Here is a 23,630-nt window from a genome sequence, read left to right on the forward strand (position 1 = left end):
TAGCGGGGACCGAAATCACCCTTTCTAGGTTGTCGATGCAGGGGCCTGTCCGCGCGACTGAATTCTGGGACATCGCCTGGCACCACCGCATCCCGACCAGCAGACTCAGGCGGATTTCACCTCTTTTTCCTGCATCGCCCCTGTTTCTTCGCCGTCGGAGTTGACCTCTTTCTGATCGACGACAAATCCCGCGACGAGTTTCGCAAGTTTTCCAGCTTCGCCGGTAAGGGCCTGGCTGGCGGCTGTTGTGGTCTCGAACATCGCGGCGTTTTGCTGGGTCGATCTGTCGAGTTGTTCCACTGCGGTGTTGATCTCGGTGATACCGGTCGATTGTTCGTTGGCAGAGTTGGCGATTTCGGACACGTTCTGAGATACGTTCGTGATGCCCTTGAGAATGGTCTCAAGCGCCTCGCTGGTTTGATCGATCAACGCGACGCCGCTTTCAACATGTCCCGCAGACTCCGAGATCAACCCATTGATTTGCAAAGCGGCTTCCGAACAACGATGCGCGAGGATGCGCACTTCTGACGCGACAACGGCAAAACCGCGTCCGGCTTCACCCGCGCGGGCAGCCTCGACACCCGCGTTCAGGGCCAACAGATTCGTCTGAAAGGCAATGGAATCGATGACCTCGACTATTTTGGAGATTTTCGAAGAGGACGTCTCGATCTCGCTCATCGCGTTCACCGCGTCGTGCATCACCTGCTGACTGGTTTCGGCGTCTTTTTTGACCGTCTCGACGGTCGTGGTCGCGTCTGATGCGCCCCGTGCAGCCGACGAAACGCTGCTTGTCAACTCACTCAAGGCAGCGGCGGTTTCCTCTAGTGTCGCGGCTGCATTCTCCGTTCTGCGCGACAGATCAAGCGACGAAGAAGCGATCTCGGCGCTGCTGGCGTCAATCATACCTGAACTGTCACCGATTCTGCGGATGAGGTCCGCCAGGTTTGCCACCGCATCATTGAAATCCTGACGCAAGGCCTCGTATGCGCCGGGAAACTCGGTGTCGATTGTGCGGCTAAGGTCCCCTGCAGAAAGACGCTGCAAGCTGCGGGCGAGCTCTGAAACCACGGCCTCTTGCTCATCTGCATGTGCCTTGCGCTCCGCCTCGGCTGCGGCGCGGGCTTGTTCATTGCGCGCTTGTTCAGCGGCCTCTCGCTCGCGCTCTTCGCGCTCCCGTTTGGCTTCTGCGTCGCGGTCCCGCTGCTCAGCCTCCTGCTTGGCTTTCTCGGCTGCGCGTTCGGCCTCCAGCATCTCTTTTTGCCGCCGCTGGTCTTCCTCCTGCAGGTGAATGCGTTCAAGCGCGCCATCCCGGAAGACCTCAAGTGCATGGGCGAGGCGTCCAATCTCGCCTTTCTTGCTGCCCAATCCTTCGATCTCTGACAGATCACCCGATGCCAGGCGCTCCGTCACAGACGTCACCTTGTTCAAAGGTTGCGTCACCATCTTCCAGATCAGCAAGGGGGCCAGCAGCACAAGTGCAAGGCTTGCCCAGGCGATTTGCTGCATCCGTCCGCGTGCCTGAGCAACCTCGAGGTTCAGCGCCTCAGAGGTTGCGTCAATCTTGTCCTGGGCAGCGCCCGCGACGGCACTGATTTCTGAACCGATCTCCTGAACGGCACGGGCGGCACTCTGCGCGGAAACCACGGCTTTTTGCTGCGCATCAAAGGCGGCTGACCTTGTCGCGCCAATTCCCGTCTCCGCATCAGCAATTTCGAGAATGGCCTCGAGGTTTTGCGTGATCTCCTGAGAGGCATTCTCCATGGCGTCCCGCAGTTTTGCAGCATTCACATTCAGTGCGTCCTGGAGACGCGCGAGTTCCTGTGGATCGCGCGCCAGGGCTGTTTGCATGGCGGCGGCAAAGAAGGACTTGGTTGCCGCGTCAAGCGCAGCCTGTCGCCGGATGCGGGTTACTTGGTCGTCCATCAGACCACGAATGGAATCGTCGTTTGTGGTCTTTGCGTCATCGCTGTTGATCACCAGTTCAAAGTAGATGTCATCAAGTGCCGTCGCCAGCGCGGCATCGATCTCCTGGCGCAACGACAGTATTTCTTCAGGTTTGAGTGACGTACGGCCAGAGGAGAAAATGGTCTGGAAATCGGCTTCGGCCTTTTGCACGAGCGCATAGAGGTCCGACGACCCACCGGCTTCCTCGATCACCGGCAGCAATGTGTTCAATTGATCCTGGGCTGCGTCGGACAGATCTGTCAGGATCGAAATCAGAGCTGGATCGCGTGTGTTCAGAGTGCTCAGCGCAATTCCGGACAGCAGATTAATCTCCGCGCGCACCTGTAGCGTGGCCTGATAGACGGCGAAGTCCTTTTCGATCAATTGCGCCAGAGTTTGATCGATGTTTGCAATCGTATCGTCCGCCCCGATGACCAGGTCGAAATAGGCGTCATCAGAGGCCTGATCGAGCAATGCGCTTGCGGTGGTTGAGAGTATCAGCGCGTTTTCAACATCTGCCGCAAGACTGTCGGCGCGGGCGAATGCTTCAGACCGGGCGTTGCTAAGCGCTGTCAGGGCGCTTTCCACCTGGGTTATGTCATCGGTAAGGACGCTGGCCTGCTCGGGGTCAAGGTTTTGGACGGCGTCGCTGATGTCTGCGATCACCAGTTGTGTCCGACCTGACAAGTTGCTCAGTTCTTCTTCGTTGCGGGCGATCAGGATGTTGGAGAGGACATCGCGCACCCGATCAGCGGCGGCCACAACCTGGGCGCTGTTGCGCAGGACGGGCAGGCGTTCCTCCGAGAGCACCGCCATGTTCGTGGCAATTGACTGAAACACCATCCAGCCGATGATGATGGCCGCGGCGGTCATCGCGGCCAGCGCGCCAAAAATCAGCGCAAGGCGCATCAGGACGGATCCAAAGAGGTTAGAAACGATGGAACCCATAGTGGTGCCCTTCCCATTCAGTCGATGCGGGCGGTGCCGCGGTGTATTCATCGCTGGAAGGGACCCGGATAATCACCCGGGCCCCGATCTTGTATCAGCTGCCCGGATGCATGGCCTCAAAAGTGCCGTCGGACAGAATACGTGTCAGGAAGACATCGTCGGACCCTTGGTTGTCGCCTGGGCCGAACGTCAGCGTCATGCCATCCAGATCGATGGTGCCGAGCGTGTTCATCGCCGTCATGAAGCTGTCGCGCGTCAGATCGGCCCCGGCCTTGCGGAGACCTTCGACAACCAACCGGCCGGCGACATAGCCTTCCAGCGACACGAAACCGGGCTCGGCGCTTGCGTCAAGCGCGCTGAGGGCGGCCTGATACTCTGCCACGATGGCCAGATTAGTGTCCCAGGGCTGTGGGACGACCTGGCTGACGATCACGCCGTCGCCATCGGGCCCTAGCTCAGCGGCCAGTGCTTTTGATCCGACAAAGGAGATGGTGACGAATGTCGGGTCCATTTTCATCTTGCGCGACAGTTTGATGAATTCGGCCAGTGGCTTGTAGGCACCAACCATAACGATCGCCTGGGGCTTTGCCTTACGGATATCCAGCAGCGCGGATTTTACCGCGACCGTGTTGCGGGTGTAGCTGCCTTGCGCCACCAGCGACATGCCGCGCGCGTCCAGCGCTTTCTCAACGCCTGCCAGACCGACGCGACCGAAACCGTCATCCTGGAACAGGATCGCGATGTCTGTCAGACCAAGGTCATCCACCAGATAGTCCACCCACGCCTGCGTTTCTGCATCATAGGTCGCGCGCACGTTGACGACGTTCTGAAGCGCGGAGTCGCGCAAGAAACCGGCACCGGTGAAAGGTGCAATCATCGGCATATTCGCTTCCGTGGCAATGGGTTGCGTGGCCTTCGTTGTGGGGGTGCCCACCGGGCCGACCAGCGCGAGATAGTCACCGCTGTCGATGACCGAGCGGGTCTGCGTGACGGAGCGGTCGGGCTCGTAGCCATCATCCATGCTGGTCAGGCTGATGCTGCGCCCGTTGATCCCGCCTGCGCGGTTGGCTTCTTCGAAGGCCGCCAGAAGACCCTGGCGCATGCCGGTCCCAAGGGCGGCAGCCGGGCCTTCGAGGGCGGCGACTTGGGCAAATTGAATACTGTCGTCGGTGACGCCTTGCTCAGCGGCAAGCGGCCCGGCGGCCAGTGCAATCGTGGCAAAGGCGGCGGCGCGCGAAAAGTGAAACATGATAATATCCCGAAAGCTGTTGTCAGTCTGCGACAATAAGGCGCGCAGAACTCAACAAACATTTAATGCGTCATGGGAATGGTAAGGATTGCAGCGCCGCGCCACGGCCGATTTATGCGGAAGGTCACGCGGGTGACATGAGCGTCTGTTGAGAAAACCGTTTAAGATCAGGCCGCCCGCGACCTTTGGATCGGTTCTAACGGGGAGATTAATCTGTGTGGATTGCGCCCTGATCGAGGTTGTTAGAAATTGAATGATTTGCAGACTATGCGAAGGCTGATGCCGCCGGGACCCTCCGCGAGAGGGGACCGCGACTCAATCGTCACCCTTCATCAGCCGGTCTGCCTTCTTGCGCACCAACACCGATCTCAGATCATGCATTGCCAGCAGCAAGTCGTCAGTCACGGCCTCCAGCTGATCGGCTGTTGCCCGCGATTGGGCCCATTGTGTGGTCAGGTTCATGTGGTCCACCGCGCGGTGGATATCGTCGATGTCCCGCCTGGCAAGAAGTGCGGTGCGCTCGGCGATCCAGTCCTGAATGACCGTCAGATCGGCATCTGAAAGCGTTCGGTCGCCTTGCGGCTTGATATCGCCGTTGCGGATGTTCACAACGGCAATCTGATCCATCTCTATGCGCCGCTGCCGGTTTTCGGTGTCGACACGAAACACCGCGGCCCCGTTTTCTCGGACGCGAAAATAGTACTCCGGCAGCTCTCCTGACATAGCGTGTCCTTGTTCAAGTCAGCCCGGCACAGAAGGTCTGGATGCGGGTGCAAGCCTCTTTCAGGGCCTCATCCGAGGTAGCGTAACTGACGCGGAAGTTCGGTGAAAGCCCGAAGGCGGCCCCAAAGACCACGGCCACGCCCGTTTCTTCCAGCAGGGCTGTGGCGAAGGTCTCATCATCCACGATCTTGGTGCCTGCGGCAGAGGTCTTGCCAATGCAGCCGGCAATCGACGGGTAGACGTAAAATGCCCCATCCGGCACCGGGCAACGGATGCCCTCGGCGGCGTTCAGCATCTCCACCACCAAATCCCGCCTGCGCGCAAACATCTCGTTGTTGGGCGCGATGAAGTCCTGCGTGCCGTTTAGCGCTTCGACCGCTGCCCACTGGCTGATCGAGCAGGGGTTGGAAGTGGACTGCGACTGCACCTTGCGCATCGCCTTGATCAGCTCTTCGGGTCCCGCCGCATAGCCGATGCGCCAGCCGGTCATTGCGTAGGCTTTGGAAACGCCATTGACCGTCAGCGTGCGGTCATAAAGCCCCGGCTCCACCTGCGCAGGTGTGCAGAATGTGAAATCATCGTAGACGAGGTGCTCGTACATATCGTCGGTCATCACCCAGACATGGGGATGCCGCATCAGCACATCGGTCAGTTCTTTCAGCTCGTCCCAGGTATAGCCCGCACCGGTCGGATTCGAGGGCGAGTTGAAGATCAGCCACTTGGTCTTGTCCGTGATCGCCGCTTCCAACTGGTCTGCTGTCAGCTTGAAACCGGTCTGCAGCGAGGCCTCGGCGATCACGGGCGTACCCCCGGCCAGCAGCACCATATCCGGATAGCTCACCCAATAGGGCGCCGGGATCACCACCTCATCCCCTTCGTTCAGCGTCGCCATCAGCGCGTTGTAAAGGATTTGTTTACCACCTGTGCCCACACTGACCTGCGATGGCTCATAGCTCAGATCGTTGTCACGTTTCAGTTTATCGCAGATTGCGCGCTTCAGCTCTGGAATTCCGTCCACGGCGGTGTACTTTGTCTTTCCACCGGCGATGGCGGCCACGGCGGCGTCCTTGATGTTCTGAGGCGTGTCGAAATCCGGTTCACCTGCGCCAAGGCCAATGACGTCACGCCCCGCGGCCTTCAACTCAGCCGCTTTCGTGGTCACGGCAATGGTGGGAGACGGTTTGACGCGGGCAAGGGTCGTAGACAGGAATTCCATTCTGGCCTCAGTTTGATAAGACATTGGCCAACTCATAGGGGGCAGCTTGCCGCCGTTCAAGCGCGATCATCGCAAAGGAGATCAAAGCATGCACGATACTCAAGACTGGTACGGTCCCGAGACAGCGACATTTGGCGACCGCGTGGCTGCGGCCCGTGACATGGCCGATATGACGCAGGCTCAGCTGGCCCGCCGCCTTGGGGTGCGTGTCTCCACGCTCCGGGCTTGGGAAAACGATCTCAGCGAACCGCGTGCCAACCGCCTGTCGATGATGGCGGGGCTTTTGAACGTATCGATGATGTGGCTGATCAACGGTCAGGGCGAAGGCCTTGATGCGCCGATGGAAGAAGCCAGCCTGCCAGCCTCTGCGCATGATATCCTCAATGAGTTGCGTGACCTGCGCACCGATATGATTGCTCGTGTGGAACAGATGGGCCGGCTGGAGAAGAAATTGCGGGCGGCCCTGAAGGAAGATCTGCATGAAAGAGCCGCGTGAGACGCGCATCAAGCGTCTGAAAATGCGGTCGATGCGGCGCGGGATCAAAGAGATGGACGTGATCCTGCAGCCTTTCGCCGAAGCCAACCTCGAGGACATGGATGAGGCCGGGCTGCGTCTCTACGACGATATGCTCAGCGAGAACGACCATGATCTTTATCAATGGGTTAGCCGGCAGACGCCGGCTCCTGATCGCTATGCTGCGCTGATCGATCAGATCGTGGATCAGCTGCCGCGCGGCTCTGTCTGACGCACCACCGTACGCGCCATTTTCGCGTTTTTAACGAATTATTGGCGTTTCTCACGCAAATTCCGACCAAATTAGAACGAGTCGGAGCGCGTAAATGAGCATACAAGATCAAATTCCGTCGGACCCTGCCGCCATGAGCCGAACACAAGGCTTCATGGTCAGCTATCTGGAAGCGCTGTCGCTGGTGGAGCGTCTTCATCGACTGCTGCTGGACGTCATCAAAGACGAATTTGAGCGTGTCGGCGTGCTGGAGATCAATGCGGTACAGGCACTGCTGCTCTTCAACATCGGCGACAACGAGGTGACCGCAGGCGAATTGAAAAGCCGCGGGTACTATCAGGGCAGCAACGTCAGCTACAATCTGAAGAAACTGGTGGATATGGGCTACATGCACCACCAGCGTTGCGAGATTGACCGGCGTTCGGTGCGGGTGAAGCTGACGGACAAGGGGCAGAAAATCAGGGTTGTCGTTTCCGAGCTATTCTCCCGTCATGCAGATGGTCTGGAGGCCAAGGGCGTTTTGGGCCCGGATGGTATCGACGACATCACGCGGTCGCTGAAGCGCATGGAGCGGTATTGGTCCGACCAAATCCGCTATATCTACTGAAGTTTGCTGATCGTCAGACCATCAATCTCGCGTTTCAGCTTGGCGGTCATGGCTGCCGCATAATCCTCAAAGCCCAGGGCCGTTTGCACAAATGCATTCGGCCCTGTAATCACTTCAGCCCGGTAGTAGGAAGACAGCTCACCTATGTCGTCCTGTCCACGGTCACCTTTGGTCGCGGCATCCGCACCGATGACCAGCGCGTTGATGGTGATGCCGCGGGCGCCAATGGCATCGCGGAACTCGCGAGGCCGGGGACCAAGATTTGATTCGCCGTCCCCTGAGATATCGAGGGTTCGTTTGGTGCAGTCCTTTTGCTGATCGAGGTAGGCCGCGCCGACATTCATCGCGATCCCCAGCGCGGTTCCGGGGGTTGCAACCCGCCGTTTCGTGCCCGCCAGTGTGCCGCTGATGTCCGCCAGCGTGGCGCGATCCGTCAGCGTGGTCCAGGGGACCAGCACAACCTGATCCGACCGGCCGCTCCACTCGAACACCATCAGCGTGATCGGAGCACTGGGCACAGCCAATAGCGCCTGCACCACCTCAGGATCGTTCAGCGCAGTGACCAAACCATCGAGCTGCAGGCGGTACTCCCGCAAATCAACCGAGCCCGATACGTCTAGCGCAAGTGCCAGCGCCTGACGACACGCAGCTGTGGCCTCACCGACAAGCCCGGCAGCCAGCGATAAACTCAGGCAGAGGCCGCGCAGGCGGTTCATCCCTTCGGCTCCCCATCGGACCCTGCTGGCACCGCTCCGATCACCGGAGGCGAGAGCTCCCGCTCCAGCTTGCGCCGCATGGCGCGCTCGTAATCTTCAAACCCCTGCGCAATTTCAAGGAAAGCCCCGGGCCCGTGCAGCACCTGCGCCTGATAGAAAGCGATCAACCCGGTTTCGGCCTCGTAGTCCGCGCCATTGACCACCAGACCGTTGACCGTCACCCCATCAAACGGAAACTCGGCATAGGCCTGTGCCGGGCCAAAGCCCTCGTTGTTCTGCCCATCCCCGGCCATGTCGAGCGTCCGGTAGAGACAGCGCGGCCCGCGCGTGAGCAATCCCGCACCATATCCAAGCGCATAACCCATCGCGGTCGGAAAATCGTTGTGGCTGCGGCTGCTCGCCGCAATCGTCTCCGCCGCGTGCAATAGCGTGGCGCGGCTGTCGATCAGCGTCCACTCCAGCAGCATTTCCTGATTGTAGCGCCCGGACCACTCGTATGCGGCAAGTGCTACGTGGCTGTCCGCCGCGAAAAAGGCTGCCTCCACTTCGGGTGCGGTCAGAGCGGCCACAAGACCGCCCCGCTGCAACCTGTCCTCCGCGGCATCGACGGAGCTTGACACATCCAGCGCCAGAACCAGCGCCAGCCGACACTCCGCCGCCGCCGGACCCGCCAGCAGCAGACCTGCGCAGAGGCTCGCGCGGATCACCAGTGGCCTGTGTTTTCCATGCTCGCCCAAGGCTCGGCCGGGGCCAGATTGTCGCCTTCCTGCAGCAGTTCGATGGAGATGTTGTCGGGCGAGCGGACGAAGGCCATATGCCCGTCGCGCGGTGGCCGGTTGATCGTCACGCCGTTGTCCATCAGATGCTGACAGACCTCGTAGATATTGCCGACACGGTATGCCAGATGTCCAAAATGACGACTGTCATCGGGCAACCCCTCGTCCCCATCCCAGTTGTAGGTCAACTCCACCGGGCACTCTTCCTGTCCGGGCGGCGCCATGAACACCAGCGTGAAGCGCCCGCCCTCGCTGTCCATCCGTCGCGTTTCCTTCAACCCCAACAGCTCGTAAAACGCGATCGATTTCTCCAGATCCTTCACCCGGACCATCGTGTGCAAATACGTCAGGCTCATTGCGCCCCTCCATCACTTCACTCGTTCGACGCAACACTAGCACGCTCGCACCGGGATGCCAGTCACATCCCCCTGATCAACGGCCGTTCTAAAACAATACCGAAATACACCATATAGCTGTTCCGCGCGCGTGCGCGCCCAGATATAGTCGTATGCGACTCATGCCCTCGAAAGGATGTCCCCATGCCGCTTTCCGCCGAGCATCAAGCCGAAATCGACGCTCAACGCAGCCAGCCCACGCCGACCCTGCGCGCCACCGCCCCCGGCATGGAAAAGCACCTCTATACCGCGCAGCCCGTGCTCGATCACGGCTTTGTCCGCGTCATCGACTACATGGGCGACGACGCCGCCATCTGCCAGGCCGCCCGCGTCTCCTACGGCCGCGGCACCAAATCCGTGCAGAACGACGAGGGGCTCATCCGCTACCTCATGCGCCACTGGCACTCCACCCCCTTCGAGATGTGCGAAGTCAAGCTGCACGTGAAACTGCCCGTTTTTGTCGCCCGCCAGTGGATCCGCCACCGGACCGCCAACGTGAACGAATACTCCGCCCGCTACTCGATCCTCGACCGTGAATTCTACATTCCGGCACCGGACGACCTCGCCGCCCAATCCGTGGTGAACAACCAGGGCCGGGGTGAGGCCCTGACGGGCGAAGAGGCCGAACGCGTCCTGCGCTACCTGCAACAGGACGCCATGCAGTGCTATGACCACTACGAAGAGATGATCTCACAGGACGGCCAACAGGGCCTCGCGCGCGAGCTTGCCCGCATGAACCTGCCCGCCAATGTCTACACCCAATGGTACTGGAAGGTGGACCTGCACAACCTCTTCCACTTCCTGCGTCTGCGCGCCGACGCGCACGCGCAATACGAAATCCGCGTCTATGCGGATGCGGTCTGTGCCATGGTCAAGGATTGGGTCCCCGCCGCCTACGGCGCCTTCGAGGACTATCGTTTGGGCGGAGCCACGCTCTCAGGCCGGGCGCTCGAGTGCATCAAGAAGATGCTCGCCGGAGAGGAGGTCACGCAGGAGACCTCTGGGATGAGCAAGGGGGAGTGGCGGGAGTTCCGACAAGCCATTGCCTGACAACGTAGAGAGAACAATGGGAAGGTGACGTTGTGAAGTTTTTGGGAATAAATACGAAAAGTTGGTCCAATGGCTTCGTGCGAAGTCTTCGAGCATGGAATCGCAATCGTCTTGAGGAGCGAAGTCGTACTAGAGTCAGGGAAGAAGAAGCAGACACACTGTGCGTGTTGGGAATCTTCAAGAACGAGGAACTGGCTTTAGACGAATGGATACAACATTATATTTGGCTTGGCGCGGATAAGATTATTCTGATCGATAACGGTAGTACGGATGGGTCCGCAGATCGCATAAAGGCGTGGCGCAATGACGATCGCGTCTCCTGTATACGGCTCGACCAACCGCACCGGCAAACCGAGCACTACTGGACAGCAATCAAGCACTTTGAGGTTCGTCAGAAATGGAAGTGGTTGCTGATTGCTGATTTGGATGAGTTTTGGTTCGTAAAAAATGGACAGCCACTAAAGAACAAACTTGCCGAATATGAAACACTTGACGTTGTGTACTGCAATTGGAGCGTGTTTGGGTGCCCGAATGAAGGCGATCACCCGAAGAGCCTGAGAAAAGAGCTCTGTTTCAAACAAGCTGATCTTGGTGGCCATAGGCATCGAAAGTACCTCGTGCGGGCTAAAAAGCTGACCAAGTCGTCGATGATTGAAATACATACAATCAAGGGTTTGGATTCAGCACGGACGGTTTCCGACAATGCAACCATGCAGATCAACCACTATTACACGCAGAGCCAGATTTTCTGGAAAAAAGTGAAAATGACAAGGGGCGACGCCTTTGATCCAATGATGGACAGGTTTCGTGTTATGGAGGTGTTCAAGGACGTAAATTCAAGATGCACAGTTGAAGATACGGTGCTCGCAGACCTGATTAGAAAGCAGTGACCGCGATGCACGGTTTTGGTTCTGAGTAAACGTGAACACCGATAAGCTTCAACACATTTTGGGGTTGGGGGCAGGTTTTTCTATCTGGTGGGATCTTGTAGTGTGGACTTTTAGAAATAGTCGTGAGGTAAGAAAGCCACTTTTGGCGCCCGGGGTGTCGCCCTCATCTGCTATTGTGTCGGGAGAGAGGGGATATTGATCATGCGTCGGTGTTACGCTTAGCTGGTATGGATTTGCCCCAGCCAAGTAAGTATTGCTGGTTTTCTTAATGGTGCCGTAACCGTAGTCCTTCGTAGTCTTTTTGTTGGCACCGTCGGTCTGCGATCAACTCGCGTTGTCGGGTTGTGTGTACGCTTGGCCCGTCCATTGACAAGACATTTATGGTGCGCAGACTGCCCCCATGCTCACCCTCGCAGCGCCCCCGGCCGATTTCGTGGAAAATCCTTTTCCGTACTATGATGCCCTGCTGCGCGAGGCGCCTGTCTCCGCGCAGCCTGACGGCTCTTTCCTGCTCTCCCGCCACGCGGACCTCAGCGCCATTTACCGGGATGTAGACCTCTACAAATCGGACAAAAAGGCTGCCTTCGCCCCGAAGTTTGGCGCAGGCTCACCGCTCTTCGAGCACCACACGACATCGCTCGTGTTCAACGACCCGCCACTGCACACGCGCGTGCGGCGGATCATGACATCGGCACTCACGCCGAAAGCGCTGAGGCGCATGGAACCGGGACTGATTGCCACGGTCGATGCCTTGCTTGAGGCGCTGCCGCAAGCCCCTGACCTGATTGAGGACTTCGCCGCCTCGATTCCTATTCAGGTCATCGGCAACCTGCTCGACGTGCCTATGGCAGAGCGCGGCCCGCTGCGGGACTGGTCCCTGGCTATCCTCGGGGCCTTGGAGCCTACGCTGACCGAGGCACAGCTCTCCCGTGGCCATCAGGCGGTCACGGCATTCAAAGCATATTTGCAGGACCTTATCGACCGGAGACGCGCCGCGCCCGGTGACCCAGAGACCGATGTGTTGACCCGCCTCATTCAAGGCGATGACAGCGGGCAACTGTCAGAAATCGAACTCATTCAAAACTGCATCTTTATCCTGAACGCGGGACATGAGACGACCACGAACCTGATCGGCAATGGCCTTGCGCTGTTGCACGACCACCCGAGCCAGCGTGAAAAACTGATCTCTGACCCGACCCTTATTGATGGTGCCATCGAAGAGGTCCTCCGCTTCCGCTCCCCGAACCAGTTTGGCAACCGGGAGACCACGCAAGATGTATCGCTGGGCGGTCACAGCATCCCCAAGGGGACGAACCTGCATCTTTGTATTGGTGCTGCAAATCGCGACCCGGAGGTTTTTGAGGATCCGGCGCGATTTGACATCACGCGCCAGCCAAACCGTCATTTGGCTTTTGCCAGCGGGCCGCATGTCTGCGTCGGTCTGACCCTCGCGCGGATGGAGGGGCGCATTGCTGTGGCCCGCTTTCTGCGACGTTTTCCGGATTACGCGATCACAAGGCGCGTGCAGGGCGGTCGCATTCGGTTCCGCGGGTATGCGTCGCTGCACGCTCAGGTGTAGACGCGCGTTTCTGATCAGATTTTTATCCACAGCGCGTCGCAAAACTGTTACATTGGACATATGTTGTTTCGCGCTCTTGCTCTCCTCACACTGGCGGTCCCATCCGCAGCACAGGCCTCCCCGATCGGAGACGTTCTCTGCGCGCCGTCAGAGGAGTTGCGCGACAGGCTTACACTTCAGTACGGCAGTGCGCGGCAGGCCAGCGGGCTGCGCGGGCGGGAGCAGGTGATGGAGGTCTGGACGGATCAGCGCGGCGATTGGACGATGGTTGTGCGCTATGCGTCAGGCACGTCGTGCATCGTTGCGATGGGCGAACACTGGACGGATTTCGGTCCACATGATCCCGCTTAACCTGATGCCGCGCGGCGCAGGTCAGCGACGGTTTCGGCATTCCGGCGTTCCCACGCTTTGAAATTCTGATAGGCACTTTGGGGATGCGCTGCGCCATCCATCCCAGGTTCGGTGAAATACTCTTTGACGTCCTGGTAATGCGCCATGCATTCCATGACTTCTGAATGATCGAGCGCACGTGTCGCAGCAACTGCATCACAGCCGTAGTACAGCAGCAGAACCGAGAGGAATTCAGTCATTGTCTTCACCTTCGACGGCAAAGATACGCCATCCATGGCAAACAATGTGTAAACGGCGCGTTTGCCGACGGCCGACCTGCTGGCCGCCCGCTTGAAAAGGCCGCTTTATGTCAGAATGTTAGAGCAGCTTGAGATCACTCGCCATCTGCCGTCCATCGCGTCCTTCGGACAGCTCGAAGCTGACTTTTTGATCGTCGGCCAGGCCGGTCAACCCGGACCTTTCAACCGCTGAGATATGTACAAACACATCTGATCCACCGCCTTCTGGGGCGATGAAGCCATAACCTTTTGTGGTGTTAAACCACTTCACGGTGCCGTTTGGCATCAGTCCCGTGCCTCCTTTGTATTGCCTGACCGCCCCAGCGCTTCCGGAGCAGCTTGTTCGTGCGGCCAGTTTGATCGCAAAAATCAGACCAGCTACCCTTTAAGAGATTGCCCTTCGCGTGTAAAAATCAAGCGAAACGGGGCGAAACGCGACGATTTCACCCCCGAATTATCGGATTTGTGAGTAATTGATGCGACTATATGGATTGAAAAACTGCGACACCTGCCGTAAAGCGCTGAAAGCCTTGCCCAAAGCACAGCTCGTGGATGTCCGCGCAGAGGGTGTGCCGGAGGAGGTTTTGACGGCTGCTTTAGCGCATTTTGGCGACGCTTTGATCAACACGCGCTCGACGACCTGGCGCGGGATGGACGAGGCGGAAAGGAACAGGCCACCTCTGGAACAGCTACAGGCACATCCCAGCTTGATGAAGCGGCCCCTGATCGTGACGGGGGCCGATATGCATCTGGGATGGAGCAAGGACACGCAGGCGGCGCTGGGGGCCGCCTGAGCCGATCAGGCGGCGGGTGTGCGTTTGCGCAGGGCGTTGTCCAATGACAGGGGGCCGGCACCTTTGATGACCAGAACCAGCAGGACAAAGACCCAGAAACTGCGCTGATCGAGGATCACGCTGTCCGGGAAGCGATCAAACCACGCGCCGAAGGTTTCCTTGTGCTCCAACCCGCCGTGACCAAAAAGATCGGTGAGGGATTGCACGACGACAAAGCCGATCATCCCGAGGGCGGAAAGACGGGTGAGCAGGCCGATGACAATCAGCGCCGGCAGGATGAATTCAGCCCATGTGCCTGCGACAACGACGGCCCAATGGAACACTGACAGTTGAGAGGTGTCGTAGGTGACGGCCTCCATCACCTTGGGAAAAATCTGGGCGTAGGCCCCGACGGAGGGTTGAAATAGGCCCATGAACCCCTCTCCGAGTTTGGTGAGCCCGGACACCCAGAAATACATGAGCAAAGTGCCCGCAAAGACCAGCCGCGCCAATGTCGCAAGCAGCCAGTCCGCCTGCGACAGACGGTGTGTCACCGAAGCATAAAGAGAGATCATCTAGCTGTCCTTTGTCTTGTATTCAGTCAGGGCGCAGGTTTGCAAAGCCTGCGAAAGGGATGTGGCAAGGTCAAAGGCGGGGTGCGCCGCGAGCGCTGCCTCATGCGCATCGCCAAGCGTTCGACCGATTTGCAGGTTTTCCAGCCATACCGCCGCGCCATCTGAAAGCAGATGGGGGGCAGGGTCAAATCCCGGTCGCGTGATCAGCACGTCCTGCGCCACCGCGCGCGGTTTCGGCGCGCCGGCTTCGTTGTTGACCCGCCAGATATCGTAAAGCGGCCAGGCGGACCTGACGATCTGCGCGGCGGGCGCCAGTGACAGCCGTATCTGGACAAGCTCCTGCGGATCACACTGGAAAGTGTCCGCTGGTACGGGGGATGCATCCGCCGCGTGATAAGACCGTCTGAGCGCCAGATCCAACCGCGCGCAGTCGGGGAGGTAGCCAATGTGCTGGAGCGGGGCAAAGCTCTCCAGAAACGCGGGCAGCTTTTCCCCGTAGTGCATCATCAGCGGAGAGGCCGGTGGGTGCGCACGGACATAGACAGCGGCCAGCCTGTCGAAGGTCTGGGCCCCCAACAGTTTGTGCAGCAAGGGAAACGCCGTGCGGAGCGCCTCTGTCAGCGATACCACCACGTTATTTCGATAGACGGAAAAGCGGCGGCCCGCAGGGGCGGCATGGCCATCCAACAAGCCGTCGGGCACATCCTGCGCCGCATCGAGCAGGGCGCTTCGAAATGTGGTTTGTGAGACTGTCATTTGACCAGGGCAAGTGCCCGTGCTGCCCGCTCGGTTTCGCTGCGCAACACCGGCCAGTCGGGGACTTCATTGTCCCATTCTACCAGAACGGGGCGCGCGCCGGATTTGGCGAGTGTCAGGTCCAGCAGCGCCCAGACGGGATCATCTACCGGTTTGCCATGGCTGTCGATCAGCAAGGGGGCGCCGTGATCGTCGACTTCTTCGTCATGGCCGCCCACATGTATTTCGCCAACGGCCTGCAGCGGGAAGGCATCGATGTAGTCGGATGCTGACATCCCGAGATTAGTGGCGGAGATGAAAACGTTGTTGACGTCCAGCAAGAGACCACAGCCGGTGCGCCGCACCAATTCGGTCAGAAAATCGGTCTCCGACAAGGTGCTTTCGGCAAAGGCCAGATAGCTTGACGGGTTCTCCAGCAACATCTGGCACCCAAGCGTTGATTGCACCTGATCGATGTGATCGGCCACGCGGGTCAGCGTGTCGTTTGTGTAGGGCAGGGGCAGCAGGTCATTCAGGAACTCCGCGCCATGGGTGGACCACGCCAGATGCTCGGAAAAGCTTGCCGGTTTGGACCAACCGACAAGGGTCTTCAGCCGCGCCAGGTGCTCCGCGTCCAACTTGTCCTCCCCGCCAATGCTGAGGCCGACGCCATGCACAGACAGCGCAAACTGTTCGGACAGCGCCCGCAACTGCGCCAGGGGACGCCCGCCATCGCCCATGTAGTTTTCCGCGTGGATCTCGATCCATTCGACCGCACCGGGATCTGCGCGCAATTCCGCAAAATGCTGGGGTTTGTATCCGACGCCGGGCGCGGGCGGCAGGTGTTCAAAACGAGGGGAGTTGTCTAACATCTTGGCCCTCCGACGTCATGTGTCCCGAGGCGTTTTCAGGGGGACCCCACCCGGCGATCTGCATCACCGGGTGGGATCAATTTCGTGTGCATGCTTATGCAGGCAGATCGCGGCTCAGCTCTTCCAGCGAACCTTGGCGCGGTGTGCCGTCTGCCAGGTCGGGCAGTTCGATTTCAGCGCATGTGCCAGCATCGACCAGCGTCCAGGCGTTGCCTTGGTAATCAACGGTGGAGGTGCCCGCGCAGGTTGTGCCGGGGCCGGCCGCGCAGTCATTGGCACCTGCCAGCGAAACGCCGTAGCATTTTTCCTTCGCAGCCGCTTCGGCTGTTGTCACCTGTGCAGTCAGGGCAGCAGCGACAGCACCGGCAATTGCGACTGTTTTCATTGTGTTGGACATGATTTCATTCCCTTTTTGAGGACCATCGCGGTCAATGATAGGGCAAAATCTAGACGTTGGGAAACGGACTTTCCACTCACGAGGTCGTGCCTCACGCAGCCGTCAGAAGACGTTGGGTAGACAGTGGCAAAAACACGCCATTCTTCACGGAATGTTACAAAATCGGTCCCCGCGGGCAGCTGTGCGGCATGCGGGGGCCGGAATTGTTACAAAAGATCAGGCGGCGTTGCTTCGCGCGCCAGTGTTTGTGTCAGGCTGTCCAGCGCTTCGACGCTTGTGCGTTTTTCGCCCAGACGCCGGAGGGTCACAGTGCGTTCTTCGACCTCGCGGGCGCCGACGGCGAGGATAACCGGCACCTTGCCCACGGAGTGTTCGCGGACCTTGTAGTTGATCTTCTCGTTGCGCACATCGGCTTCGGCGCGGACACCGGCAGCCTTCAAAGTCGCAACAACCTCATGCACATAGTCATCGGCGTCGGAGATGATCGAGGCGACGACGACCTGACGCGGTGCGAGCCAGAACGGCAGTTTGCCCGCCGAATTCTCAATCAGGATGCCGATGAAGCGCTCGAACGACCCTAGGCAGGCGCGGTGCAGCATGTAGGGTCGATGTTTCGCGCCGTCTTCACCTACGTAGGTGGCGCTCAGACGCTCGGGCAGGTTGGGGTCCACCTGGAAGGTGCCGCACTGCCACTCCCGACCAATCGCGTCGGTCAGTTTGAAGTCCAGTTTCGGCCCGTAGAACGCGCCCTCTCCTTCGTCGAGGGTATAGGGATGTCCGGTTGCCTTGATCGCGTTTTCCAGCGCGGCCTCGACGTGATCCCAGCTCTCCTCGGACCCCACGCGCTTTTCAGGCCGGGTGGCGAACATGATCTCGAAGCTTTCGAACCCCAGATCCTTGTAGACCGACGACAGGTAGGTGATGAACGCCGCGCATTCCGCCTCGATCTGGTCTTCACGGCAGAAGATATGGCCATCGTCCTGGGTAAAACCGCGCACCCGCATGATCCCGTGCAGCGCGCCAGACGGCTCATAGCGATTGCATGAGCCGAATTCGGCCATGCGCAGCGGCAGATCGCGATAGGATTTCAGGCCCTGGTTGAAGATCTGCACGTGGCAGGGGCAGTTCATCGGTTTCAGCGCGTTGATCGCCTTTTCCCGCGCGTGCTCCTCGTCGACCTCGACGATGAACATATGCTCCTGATACTTGTCCCAGTGGCCAGACGCCTCCCAGAGCTTGCGGTCCACGACCTGTGGGGTGTTCACCTCCTGATAGCCTGCCGCGCGCTGTTTGCGGCGCATGTAGTCCTGCAGGGTGGTGTAGATCGACCAGCCGTTTGCGTGCCAGAAGACCTGTCCCGGCGCCTCTTCCTGCATGTGAAAGAGATCCATCTCGCGACCCAGCTTGCGGTGGTCACGCTTGGCGGCTTCCTCCAGCATGTTGAGATGCGCCCGCAGCTTTTCCTTGCCGGTGAAAGCCACGCCGTAGATACGTTGCAGCATCGCGCGGTCGCTGTCGCCGCGCCAGTAGGCCCCGGCGATGGACATCAGCTTGAAGGCGTCGCCGGGCACCTGCCCGGTATGCTGCAGGTGCGGCCCCCGGCAAAGATCCTGCCAGTCACCGTGCCAATACATGCGCAGCGGCTCGTCCCCCGGAATGGCGTCGATGAGTTCCACCTTGTAAGGCTCGCCCGCCTCTTCGTAATGCTTGATCGCGCGTGCGCGGTCCCAGACCTCGGTGCGGACGGGATCACGCTTGTTGATGATGTCCTTCATCTTCTTTTCGATGAGGCCCAGGTCTTCCGGTGTGAACGGTTCAGCCCGATCAAAATCATAGTACCAGCCATCCTTGATCACCGGGCCGATGGTGACCTGGGTGTCGGGCCAGATTTCCTGCACGGCGCGGGCCATGATATGCGCCAGATCGTGGCGCACCAGCTCGTTGGCCTGCTCTTCGTCCGCCATGGTGTGAATGGCGATCTCGGCGTCCTCTTCGATGGGCCAGGCGAGATCGTAGTGCACCCCGTTCACGGTGGCGGAGATCGCCTTTTTGCGCAGCGAGGTGGAGATGCTGGCGGCCACATCGCCTGCGGTGACGCCCGCCTCGAAGCTGCGCGCATTGCCATCGGGAAAGGTGAGAGAGATTGCGTTGTCTTTGGGAGCCATCTGCTGGCACTCCTCGTCGGTTTGGCGCCTACGAGACGCCCGGTTGCGGGTTATGTGAGCGTGCTGATGACGCCTGGGGGCAGATGTGTCAAGCAGCGCTATCCAATGTATACCCAAGAATACGTTGACTGCGACATCTCGTATGCTAAATCCGACATGTACCCAAATGGTAAAATGACCGGAAGGACCGTCATGCCGCGCTATAACCGCACATTCGAATTGAGCATCCATGATGTCGATCTGATCGAAGAATCTCTGCGGGCCCGTGGTCGGGAATTGTGCCGGATGCGCCGTGCTTTGTCGGAGGAAAATCCTGCGGATCTGCAGTCGATCACCGTCATCGAAGCGGATCAGCGGGAAAATGAAGAACTGCTTGGGCGTCTCCACAACCAGAAGATTTTTTACCGCCCCGGCGCCGCCCCCTACGTTAGTGGGTAACCGCGCCGAAGACGGTTGCAGTCAGGCCGTGTAGGCCGCGTATGCCATCAGCAGACAACAGATCCAGCCCGCGGTGAAGATGATGGGGCGCAGGGGAAGCCTTGCGAGACCTGAAATCATGCCCACCGCATGGGCGACCCGCAGCCAGAAGAACGCGATGGCTGTCCAGTAAGTCAGCGTCGAGTATCCGCCCAGACGGTCAATCACCAGCACCAGGATGGCAAAGGGCAGCAACTGCTCCAGCAGGTTCAGATGCGCGCGGTAAGCCCGGTGCACCCAGGGCCGCAATTGCGTCAGATCACCGGGGCGAGTGAAGTTATCCGCCGGATGCGGGTCCGTGTTCACGCCGACGATGTAAGGGATCCAGAGGGAGGCTGCGAAAATGCAGAGCATGATCAGCACGCCCATTTCAGTAGGAAGTGTTCCGGCCTGCATCGCTCACCCCTCCGCTTCTGCGTGCGAAAAGCGCACCGATTGCCCGGTCTCCAGCCATGTTTTCAGGCCAGCGAGGGTGCGGTGCCAGCCATCTGCCACGCCTTCCTGACCGGCGGGAATGTCATAATGCTCAAGCGTGAGCATGCAGTTTTCACCCTGCGGTTCAATCAGATAGACAAAACGCGAATGCTCCAGCGGCACATCCGGTCCGGCCCAATGCGGCTCAAACGTGCTCTCAATCCGGGTTTTGGGGGTCAGCTTGGTCTCCGTCAGGATCAGCATCGGCGTGCCGTCCTCGAATTTCAGGATCAGCTTGTTGCCCTCGCGCACGCAGCTGCCCGCCACGAAGTTATAGGCGGCATTGGCCTCGGCGTCCGTCAAAGCATGCCACAGCGCGTCCTGGGTGCAGTGAATATAGGTCTGCATCATGAAATCGGGTTTGGTCATTCTCGGTGTTCCTTCAAGTTGAGTTTTAAGATTTAGCACCGCTCGTGCCGCCGGTTGCTGGAGCAGGGGCTCCACCCAGCGGTCTATCGCTTCCTGCAGGGGCAGGGCGTTGAGGTAGTGGTATTTGAACCGGCCTTTCTTGTGGGTCACGATCAGCTTGGCCTCTTCCAGCACGCCCAGATGCTTCATCACGCCAAACCGCGACATGTCGAGCTGGCCTTGCAGATCAAGGAGGCTCTGTCCCGGTTTGGCACGCAGGCTGTCCAGCAGCATCCGGCGCGTGGGGTCGGCCAAGGCTTTGAAAATCGAATCCATATCCTCTTATAGGTTACTTACTAGTCACGTGACAATATAGTAACCTATAAAAAATATAAAATGGATTGCGGGCCAATGGGCTTGCGCACATGATCGCAGCCAAAAAGGACACTCCGAATGACCTCTCCAAGCTTCTTCGATAGCCCGCAGGGCCGACGGCTTGCCTATCATCGCACACCGGGCGCAGGCCCGTGGGTCGTGTTCCTGGGCGGGCTCAAATCCGATATGGAAGGCACCAAGGCGCTGCATCTTGAAGACTGGGCGCGGCGCGAGGGCCGTGCTTTCCTTCGGTTCGACTACTCCGGGCATGGCCAGTCGTCCGGGACCTTCGAAGAGGGCGCCATCGGGGACTGGGCAGAAGATACCGCGGCCATCGTCGCGGGTCTAACGGAGGGGCCAATCATCCCGGTCGGATCTTCCATGGGGGGCTGGCAGGCGCTCTTGCTGGCGCGACAGATACCGGACCGGCTGGCGGGGCTGGTCACCATTGCGGCCGCGCCTGACTTTACGGAAGACAGCTATTGGGCCGGGTTTTCCGAGGCCCAACAGCAGCAGGTGATGGCGCAGGGCCAGGTGGAGATCCCGTCCGACTACATGGAACCCTACATCGTGACGCGGCGGATGATCGAGGACGGGCGGCGCAATCTCGTCCTGCGCGCGCCGCTTGATCTGCCGTTCCCGGTGCGCTGCCTGCAGGGCACGGCAGATACCGCTGTCAGCACGGAAACCGCCCTCCGCCTGATGGAGCATGCGACCTGCCCCGACATGCGTCTCACGTTCGTCAAGGATGCAGACCACCGGTTTTCAGACGGCCCGTGTCTGGGGCTGATCGAGGACGCGATTGTCGATATTTTGGATGCAACAAAATAGGAGGATCACATGGACCAGCGGATCAGTCTCATCACGCTTGGCGCGCGCGACGTCGCGGCACTGGCGGCGTTCTACGACGCCTTGGGCTGGCAACGCACGCCGTCGCCGGACGGGGTGATCGCCTATGACCTGATTGGCCAGACCCTTGGGCTCTACCCGTTGGATAAGCTTGCGGAAGACATCGGTGTCCCGCTGACGGATCTTGGGTATGGCGCCAGTACCTTCGCCCACAACCTGCCCGACAAAGGCGACGTCGCCCCGCTTTTGGCGCAGGCAGAGGCTGCGGGCGCCAAAATCCTCAAGCCCGCACAGGATGTGTTCTGGGGCGGGCACCATGGCTATTTTGCCGACCCCGAGGGCCACATCTGGGAAATCGCACATAACCCCTTTTCACCCTTGAGAGAGGACGGCGCATTTCGGTGGTTGGGCTACGGGGACGGCTGATGCGCAGCCCCAAATCCATGTGGAGCCTTGAAACGCTGGGCCGGGTGCGTCTGTCAAAACACTTCTACATGCGCGATTTCCTCTATTCCGAAATCAGCAATATGCATGGGGTGCCCAACGTGCCGCCCGACCCGGAGCTGACCATCGAGAATGGGCGTATGCTGTGCACCGAACTGCTGGATCCGCTGGAAGAGACCTTTGGCCGCCTCGCCATCCGGTCGGGATACCGCTCGCCTACTTTGAACGGATACGGCAACGCGCACAAACTGAACTGCGCGGCCAACGACAACCCGATCGAATGTCACATCTGGGACATCGGCCGCGGTGACAAGGCGGTGGCGGGCACGTCGCTGGCCATCCCGTGGTTCACGGATCGCTATGAGGCGGGCCGCGACTGGCGCGATCTGGCATGGTGGATCCACGACCATCTGCCCTATTCCGAGGCGTGGTTCTTTCCAAAGCTCGCAGCCTTCAACCTTGTCTGGCGCCCGTCGCCGCTGCGCACGATTTCGAGCTACATCGCGCCAAGGGGGATGTTGCTGCGCGCCGGAGAGGAGCCGTCTGAGCCTTTGAAGGAAAGGCAGGCGCGCTATGCTGATTTTCCACCTTTTCGCAGCATAGATTTTCCCAATTGCCAGACCGAATGACCTCGCGGCGCCTCCAAAATCCCGATTGAGTGCGGATTGCCGATCAGCTTCCAGGTGCGCTGCGCTTTGCCGAGATCAGGTGAAAGGCCGGGATTTGCCGAACACTCCCCGGATGGCCTTGTGATTGCGCATATGGCGGGTAAGACTGCCGCAAAACGACCAGTTAACAGGGCAGGATATGATCAGCACCATCACCATTGCGGATAGTGGAATGTAGGATGGCTGAACCCCTGGTTCTACTGCCCGGCCTGATGTGTGACGCGCGGCTTTTTGGGCCGCAGATCGCGGCGTTGTCGTCGGATACGGCGGTGATGGTCGGCCCGATCACGCAAGGCGAACGTGTGGAAGAAATTGCCTCCGGCCTGCTGGATCAACTGCCCGGTCGGTTTGCTCTGGCGGGGCTGAGCATGGGCGGCATCGTCGCGATGGAGATCCTGCGCCGCGCGCCGGACCGGGTGACGCGCATCGCCTTGATGGACACCAACCCGCTGGCGGAAACGCCGCAGGTTGCCGCCGCGCGCGAGCCGCAGATCGTGGCCGCGCGTACGGGTCGGATGCTCGACGTGATGCGCGAGGAGATGAAGCCGAACTACCTGGCACCGGGGCCGCACCAGCAGGCGGTGCTCGATCTGGTCATGGATATGGCCGATGCGCTGGGCCCCGAGATTTTCGTGCGGCAATCGCGAGCGCTGCAGCGGCGGCGGGATCAGCAGAGCACGCTGCGCAAATGCAAGGTCCCGGCGCTGGTGCTGTGCGGCGCGCATGATGCGCTTTGCCCGGTCAAACGGCACGAGTTCATGTCCGAACTCATCCCCTATGCGACGCTGTGCGTTTTGCCGAATTCCGGCCATCTGCCGACGCTGGAACAGCCGGATGAGACAACGCAGGCGCTGCGCGATTGGATGGGGCTGCCATTGGTGCTGCGCTAGGACCAATCGACATTCAGGATTCACAAGGGATGTGATTGTGTGATTCATAGAGGACCAGATTGAGCAGTCTGGAGATGATCACATGACCAAGCGTTACGAACTCACCACGTCGCAATGGCT

The 23,630-nt window shown here is 59.6% G+C and carries 29 protein-coding genes; 13 read left to right on the forward strand and 16 right to left on the reverse strand.

What is annotated here, in order from left to right; genetic code table 11:
* Positions 1–105 precede the first annotated feature (105 nt).
* From ISX84_RS10230 to ISX84_RS10245, 4 genes are all read right to left on the reverse strand, one after another.
* A complete protein-coding gene (locus ISX84_RS10230; protein ID WP_195820220.1) occupies positions 106–2,892 on the reverse strand; it encodes a methyl-accepting chemotaxis protein in 2,787 nt (928 codons plus the stop codon).
* Between the two features lie 94 nt (positions 2,893–2,986).
* Positions 2,987–4,141, reverse strand: a complete 1,155-nt coding sequence (locus tag ISX84_RS10235) for an ABC transporter substrate-binding protein (RefSeq protein ID WP_195820221.1) — start codon at positions 4,139–4,141, stop codon at positions 2,987–2,989.
* A gap of 315 nt (positions 4,142–4,456) precedes the next feature.
* Positions 4,457–4,864 carry a hypothetical protein gene (locus ISX84_RS10240; RefSeq protein ID WP_195820222.1) on the reverse strand — a complete coding sequence of 136 codons (408 nt, stop codon included), beginning with the start codon at positions 4,862–4,864 and terminating at the stop codon, positions 4,457–4,459.
* A 13-nt stretch (positions 4,865–4,877) separates the two neighbouring features.
* Positions 4,878–6,080 carry a pyridoxal phosphate-dependent aminotransferase gene (locus tag ISX84_RS10245; protein ID WP_195820300.1) on the reverse strand — a complete coding sequence of 401 codons (1,203 nt, stop codon included), beginning with the start codon at positions 6,078–6,080 and terminating at the stop codon, positions 4,878–4,880.
* Positions 6,081–6,168: 88 nt separating this feature from the next.
* Here ISX84_RS10245 and ISX84_RS10250 point away from each other — a divergent pair, with 88 nt between their 5' ends.
* The 3 genes from ISX84_RS10250 (at position 6,169) to ISX84_RS10260 (ending at position 7,433) form a co-directional block, all read left to right on the forward strand.
* Positions 6,169–6,576 (forward strand): helix-turn-helix domain-containing protein, encoded by a 408-nt coding sequence (locus ISX84_RS10250; RefSeq protein WP_195820223.1) that lies wholly within the window; start codon positions 6,169–6,171, stop codon positions 6,574–6,576.
* Positions 6,560–6,826 (forward strand): succinate dehydrogenase assembly factor 2, encoded by a 267-nt coding sequence (locus ISX84_RS10255; protein WP_195820224.1) that lies wholly within the window; start codon positions 6,560–6,562, stop codon positions 6,824–6,826. Before ISX84_RS10250 ends, ISX84_RS10255 begins: the two co-directional genes overlap by 17 nt.
* A gap of 94 nt (positions 6,827–6,920) precedes the next feature.
* A complete protein-coding gene (locus tag ISX84_RS10260) occupies positions 6,921–7,433 on the forward strand; it encodes a MarR family winged helix-turn-helix transcriptional regulator (RefSeq protein WP_195820225.1) in 513 nt (170 codons plus the stop codon).
* On the opposite strand, the gene ISX84_RS10265 is transcribed toward ISX84_RS10260, so the two are convergent.
* The 3 genes from ISX84_RS10265 to ISX84_RS10275 are packed head-to-tail and all read right to left on the reverse strand — an operon-like array spanning position 7,427 to position 9,281.
* Positions 7,427–8,149 carry a DUF1194 domain-containing protein gene (locus tag ISX84_RS10265; RefSeq protein ID WP_195820226.1) on the reverse strand — a complete coding sequence of 241 codons (723 nt, stop codon included), beginning with the start codon at positions 8,147–8,149 and terminating at the stop codon, positions 7,427–7,429. The genes ISX84_RS10260 and ISX84_RS10265 overlap by 7 nt on opposite strands.
* On the reverse strand, positions 8,146–8,856 hold the full coding sequence (locus ISX84_RS10270) for a DUF1194 domain-containing protein (protein ID WP_195820227.1): 711 nt from the start codon (positions 8,854–8,856) through the stop codon (positions 8,146–8,148). Before ISX84_RS10270 ends, ISX84_RS10265 begins: the two co-directional genes overlap by 4 nt.
* Positions 8,853–9,281, reverse strand: a complete 429-nt coding sequence (locus ISX84_RS10275) for a VOC family protein (RefSeq protein ID WP_195820228.1) — start codon at positions 9,279–9,281, stop codon at positions 8,853–8,855. Before ISX84_RS10275 ends, ISX84_RS10270 begins: the two co-directional genes overlap by 4 nt.
* 183 nt (positions 9,282–9,464) lie before the next feature.
* Here ISX84_RS10275 and thyX point away from each other — a divergent pair, with 183 nt between their 5' ends.
* The 4 genes from thyX (at position 9,465) to ISX84_RS10295 (ending at position 13,190) form a co-directional block, all read left to right on the forward strand.
* A complete protein-coding gene (gene thyX / locus ISX84_RS10280) occupies positions 9,465–10,370 on the forward strand; it encodes an FAD-dependent thymidylate synthase (protein ID WP_195820229.1) in 906 nt (301 codons plus the stop codon).
* Positions 10,371–10,534: 164 nt separating this feature from the next.
* On the forward strand, positions 10,535–11,260 hold the full coding sequence (locus ISX84_RS10285; RefSeq protein ID WP_195820230.1) for a glycosyltransferase family 2 protein: 726 nt from the start codon (positions 10,535–10,537) through the stop codon (positions 11,258–11,260).
* 400 nt (positions 11,261–11,660) lie between these two features.
* Positions 11,661–12,839, forward strand: coding sequence for a cytochrome P450 (locus ISX84_RS10290; protein ID WP_195820231.1), 1,179 nt, complete (start codon positions 11,661–11,663; stop codon positions 12,837–12,839).
* Between the two features lie 60 nt (positions 12,840–12,899).
* Positions 12,900–13,190, forward strand: a complete 291-nt coding sequence (locus ISX84_RS10295) for a hypothetical protein (protein WP_195820232.1) — start codon at positions 12,900–12,902, stop codon at positions 13,188–13,190.
* Here ISX84_RS10295 and ISX84_RS10300 read toward each other — a convergent pair.
* Together ISX84_RS10300 and ISX84_RS10305 are read right to left on the reverse strand one after the other, a co-directional pair.
* Entirely contained in the window at positions 13,187–13,429 is a 243-nt protein-coding gene (locus ISX84_RS10300) for a hypothetical protein (protein ID WP_195820233.1), read from the reverse strand. The two genes, ISX84_RS10295 and ISX84_RS10300, sit on opposite strands and share 4 nt — an antisense overlap.
* A gap of 118 nt (positions 13,430–13,547) precedes the next feature.
* Positions 13,548–13,754, reverse strand: coding sequence for a cold-shock protein (locus ISX84_RS10305; protein WP_195820234.1), 207 nt, complete (start codon positions 13,752–13,754; stop codon positions 13,548–13,550).
* A gap of 190 nt (positions 13,755–13,944) precedes the next feature.
* Here ISX84_RS10305 and ISX84_RS10310 point away from each other — a divergent pair, with 190 nt between their 5' ends.
* The gene (locus tag ISX84_RS10310) at positions 13,945–14,262 is read left to right on the forward strand and encodes an arsenate reductase family protein (protein ID WP_195820235.1); all 318 of its coding nucleotides are present in this window, start codon (positions 13,945–13,947) and stop codon (positions 14,260–14,262) included.
* Between the two features lie 5 nt (positions 14,263–14,267).
* Here ISX84_RS10310 and ISX84_RS10315 read toward each other — a convergent pair whose 3' ends face one another.
* The 5 genes from ISX84_RS10315 to thrS form a co-directional block, all read right to left on the reverse strand.
* Entirely contained in the window at positions 14,268–14,816 is a 549-nt protein-coding gene (locus tag ISX84_RS10315) for a DoxX family protein (RefSeq protein WP_195820236.1), read from the reverse strand.
* Entirely contained in the window at positions 14,817–15,572 is a 756-nt protein-coding gene (locus ISX84_RS10320; protein WP_195820237.1) for an HvfC/BufC N-terminal domain-containing protein, read from the reverse strand.
* Complete coding sequence (gene bufB, locus ISX84_RS10325) at positions 15,569–16,423, reverse strand: MNIO family bufferin maturase (RefSeq protein WP_195820238.1); 855 nt, start codon at positions 16,421–16,423, stop codon at positions 15,569–15,571. The genes ISX84_RS10320 and bufB overlap by 4 nt, the downstream gene beginning before the upstream one ends.
* A gap of 94 nt (positions 16,424–16,517) precedes the next feature.
* The gene (locus tag ISX84_RS10330) at positions 16,518–16,820 is read right to left on the reverse strand and encodes a BufA1 family periplasmic bufferin-type metallophore (RefSeq protein ID WP_195820239.1); all 303 of its coding nucleotides are present in this window, start codon (positions 16,818–16,820) and stop codon (positions 16,518–16,520) included.
* A gap of 206 nt (positions 16,821–17,026) precedes the next feature.
* Complete coding sequence (thrS, locus tag ISX84_RS10335) at positions 17,027–18,985, reverse strand: threonine--tRNA ligase (protein ID WP_195820240.1); 1,959 nt, start codon at positions 18,983–18,985, stop codon at positions 17,027–17,029.
* 105 nt (positions 18,986–19,090) lie between these two features.
* Here thrS and ISX84_RS10340 point away from each other — a divergent pair, with 105 nt between their 5' ends.
* Positions 19,091–19,423, forward strand: coding sequence for a hypothetical protein (locus tag ISX84_RS10340; RefSeq protein ID WP_229884198.1), 333 nt, complete (start codon positions 19,091–19,093; stop codon positions 19,421–19,423).
* A gap of 21 nt (positions 19,424–19,444) precedes the next feature.
* Here the strand turns inward: ISX84_RS10340 and ISX84_RS10345 are convergent, their stop codons facing one another.
* Positions 19,445–19,858, reverse strand: a complete 414-nt coding sequence (locus tag ISX84_RS10345; protein WP_195820241.1) for an MAPEG family protein — start codon at positions 19,856–19,858, stop codon at positions 19,445–19,447.
* Positions 19,859–19,861: 3 nt separating this feature from the next.
* A complete protein-coding gene (locus ISX84_RS10350) occupies positions 19,862–20,620 on the reverse strand; it encodes an ArsR/SmtB family transcription factor (RefSeq protein WP_195820242.1) in 759 nt (252 codons plus the stop codon).
* 117 nt (positions 20,621–20,737) lie between these two features.
* Here ISX84_RS10350 and ISX84_RS10355 point away from each other — a divergent pair, with 117 nt between their 5' ends.
* From ISX84_RS10355 to ISX84_RS10370, 4 genes are all read left to right on the forward strand, one after another.
* On the forward strand, positions 20,738–21,490 hold the full coding sequence (locus ISX84_RS10355; protein ID WP_195820243.1) for an alpha/beta fold hydrolase: 753 nt from the start codon (positions 20,738–20,740) through the stop codon (positions 21,488–21,490).
* Between the two features lie 9 nt (positions 21,491–21,499).
* Positions 21,500–21,934, forward strand: a complete 435-nt coding sequence (locus ISX84_RS10360) for a VOC family protein (protein ID WP_195820244.1) — start codon at positions 21,500–21,502, stop codon at positions 21,932–21,934.
* Between the two features lie 17 nt (positions 21,935–21,951).
* Positions 21,952–22,581, forward strand: coding sequence for a hypothetical protein (locus ISX84_RS10365; protein WP_195820302.1), 630 nt, complete (start codon positions 21,952–21,954; stop codon positions 22,579–22,581).
* Between the two features lie 218 nt (positions 22,582–22,799).
* The gene (locus tag ISX84_RS10370) at positions 22,800–23,510 is read left to right on the forward strand and encodes an alpha/beta fold hydrolase (RefSeq protein WP_195820245.1); all 711 of its coding nucleotides are present in this window, start codon (positions 22,800–22,802) and stop codon (positions 23,508–23,510) included.
* The last annotated feature ends 120 nt before the right edge of the window (positions 23,511–23,630 follow it).

This window comes from Roseobacter sp. MH60115 (assembly GCF_015644665.1).
Classification (GTDB): Bacteria; Pseudomonadota; Alphaproteobacteria; order Rhodobacterales; family Rhodobacteraceae; genus Roseobacter.

What these genes read in the sequence shown, in the direction of transcription:
- ISX84_RS10230 (WP_195820220.1), bottom strand. Translation starts at nt 2,892, where the DNA reads ATGGGTTCCATCGTTTCTAACCTCTTTGGATCCGTCCTGATGCGCCTT.
- ISX84_RS10235 (WP_195820221.1), bottom strand. Translation starts at nt 4,141, where the DNA reads ATGTTTCACTTTTCGCGCGCCGCCGCCTTTGCCACGATTGCACTGGCC.
- ISX84_RS10240 (WP_195820222.1), bottom strand. Translation starts at nt 4,864, where the DNA reads ATGTCAGGAGAGCTGCCGGAGTACTATTTTCGCGTCCGAGAAAACGGG.
- ISX84_RS10245 (WP_195820300.1), bottom strand. Translation starts at nt 6,080, where the DNA reads ATGGAATTCCTGTCTACGACCCTTGCCCGCGTCAAACCGTCTCCCACC.
- ISX84_RS10250 (WP_195820223.1), top strand. Translation starts at nt 6,169, where the DNA reads ATGCACGATACTCAAGACTGGTACGGTCCCGAGACAGCGACATTTGGC.
- ISX84_RS10255 (WP_195820224.1), top strand. Translation starts at nt 6,560, where the DNA reads ATGAAAGAGCCGCGTGAGACGCGCATCAAGCGTCTGAAAATGCGGTCG.
- ISX84_RS10260 (WP_195820225.1), top strand. Translation starts at nt 6,921, where the DNA reads ATGAGCATACAAGATCAAATTCCGTCGGACCCTGCCGCCATGAGCCGA.
- ISX84_RS10265 (WP_195820226.1), bottom strand. Translation starts at nt 8,149, where the DNA reads ATGAACCGCCTGCGCGGCCTCTGCCTGAGTTTATCGCTGGCTGCCGGG.
- ISX84_RS10275 (WP_195820228.1), bottom strand. Translation starts at nt 9,281, where the DNA reads ATGAGCCTGACGTATTTGCACACGATGGTCCGGGTGAAGGATCTGGAG.
- thyX (WP_195820229.1), top strand. Translation starts at nt 9,465, where the DNA reads ATGCCGCTTTCCGCCGAGCATCAAGCCGAAATCGACGCTCAACGCAGC.
- ISX84_RS10290 (WP_195820231.1), top strand. Translation starts at nt 11,661, where the DNA reads ATGCTCACCCTCGCAGCGCCCCCGGCCGATTTCGTGGAAAATCCTTTT.
- ISX84_RS10295 (WP_195820232.1), top strand. Translation starts at nt 12,900, where the DNA reads ATGTTGTTTCGCGCTCTTGCTCTCCTCACACTGGCGGTCCCATCCGCA.
- ISX84_RS10300 (WP_195820233.1), bottom strand. Translation starts at nt 13,429, where the DNA reads ATGACTGAATTCCTCTCGGTTCTGCTGCTGTACTACGGCTGTGATGCA.
- ISX84_RS10305 (WP_195820234.1), bottom strand. Translation starts at nt 13,754, where the DNA reads ATGCCAAACGGCACCGTGAAGTGGTTTAACACCACAAAAGGTTATGGC.
- ISX84_RS10310 (WP_195820235.1), top strand. Translation starts at nt 13,945, where the DNA reads ATGCGACTATATGGATTGAAAAACTGCGACACCTGCCGTAAAGCGCTG.
- ISX84_RS10315 (WP_195820236.1), bottom strand. Translation starts at nt 14,816, where the DNA reads ATGATCTCTCTTTATGCTTCGGTGACACACCGTCTGTCGCAGGCGGAC.
- ISX84_RS10320 (WP_195820237.1), bottom strand. Translation starts at nt 15,572, where the DNA reads ATGACAGTCTCACAAACCACATTTCGAAGCGCCCTGCTCGATGCGGCG.
- bufB (WP_195820238.1), bottom strand. Translation starts at nt 16,423, where the DNA reads ATGTTAGACAACTCCCCTCGTTTTGAACACCTGCCGCCCGCGCCCGGC.
- ISX84_RS10330 (WP_195820239.1), bottom strand. Translation starts at nt 16,820, where the DNA reads ATGTCCAACACAATGAAAACAGTCGCAATTGCCGGTGCTGTCGCTGCT.
- thrS (WP_195820240.1), bottom strand. Translation starts at nt 18,985, where the DNA reads ATGGCTCCCAAAGACAACGCAATCTCTCTCACCTTTCCCGATGGCAAT.
- ISX84_RS10340 (WP_229884198.1), top strand. Translation starts at nt 19,091, where the DNA reads ATGTATACCCAAGAATACGTTGACTGCGACATCTCGTATGCTAAATCC.
- ISX84_RS10345 (WP_195820241.1), bottom strand. Translation starts at nt 19,858, where the DNA reads ATGCAGGCCGGAACACTTCCTACTGAAATGGGCGTGCTGATCATGCTC.
- ISX84_RS10350 (WP_195820242.1), bottom strand. Translation starts at nt 20,620, where the DNA reads ATGGATTCGATTTTCAAAGCCTTGGCCGACCCCACGCGCCGGATGCTG.
- ISX84_RS10355 (WP_195820243.1), top strand. Translation starts at nt 20,738, where the DNA reads ATGACCTCTCCAAGCTTCTTCGATAGCCCGCAGGGCCGACGGCTTGCC.
- ISX84_RS10360 (WP_195820244.1), top strand. Translation starts at nt 21,500, where the DNA reads ATGGACCAGCGGATCAGTCTCATCACGCTTGGCGCGCGCGACGTCGCG.
- ISX84_RS10365 (WP_195820302.1), top strand. Translation starts at nt 21,952, where the DNA reads ATGTGGAGCCTTGAAACGCTGGGCCGGGTGCGTCTGTCAAAACACTTC.
- ISX84_RS10370 (WP_195820245.1), top strand. Translation starts at nt 22,800, where the DNA reads ATGGCTGAACCCCTGGTTCTACTGCCCGGCCTGATGTGTGACGCGCGG.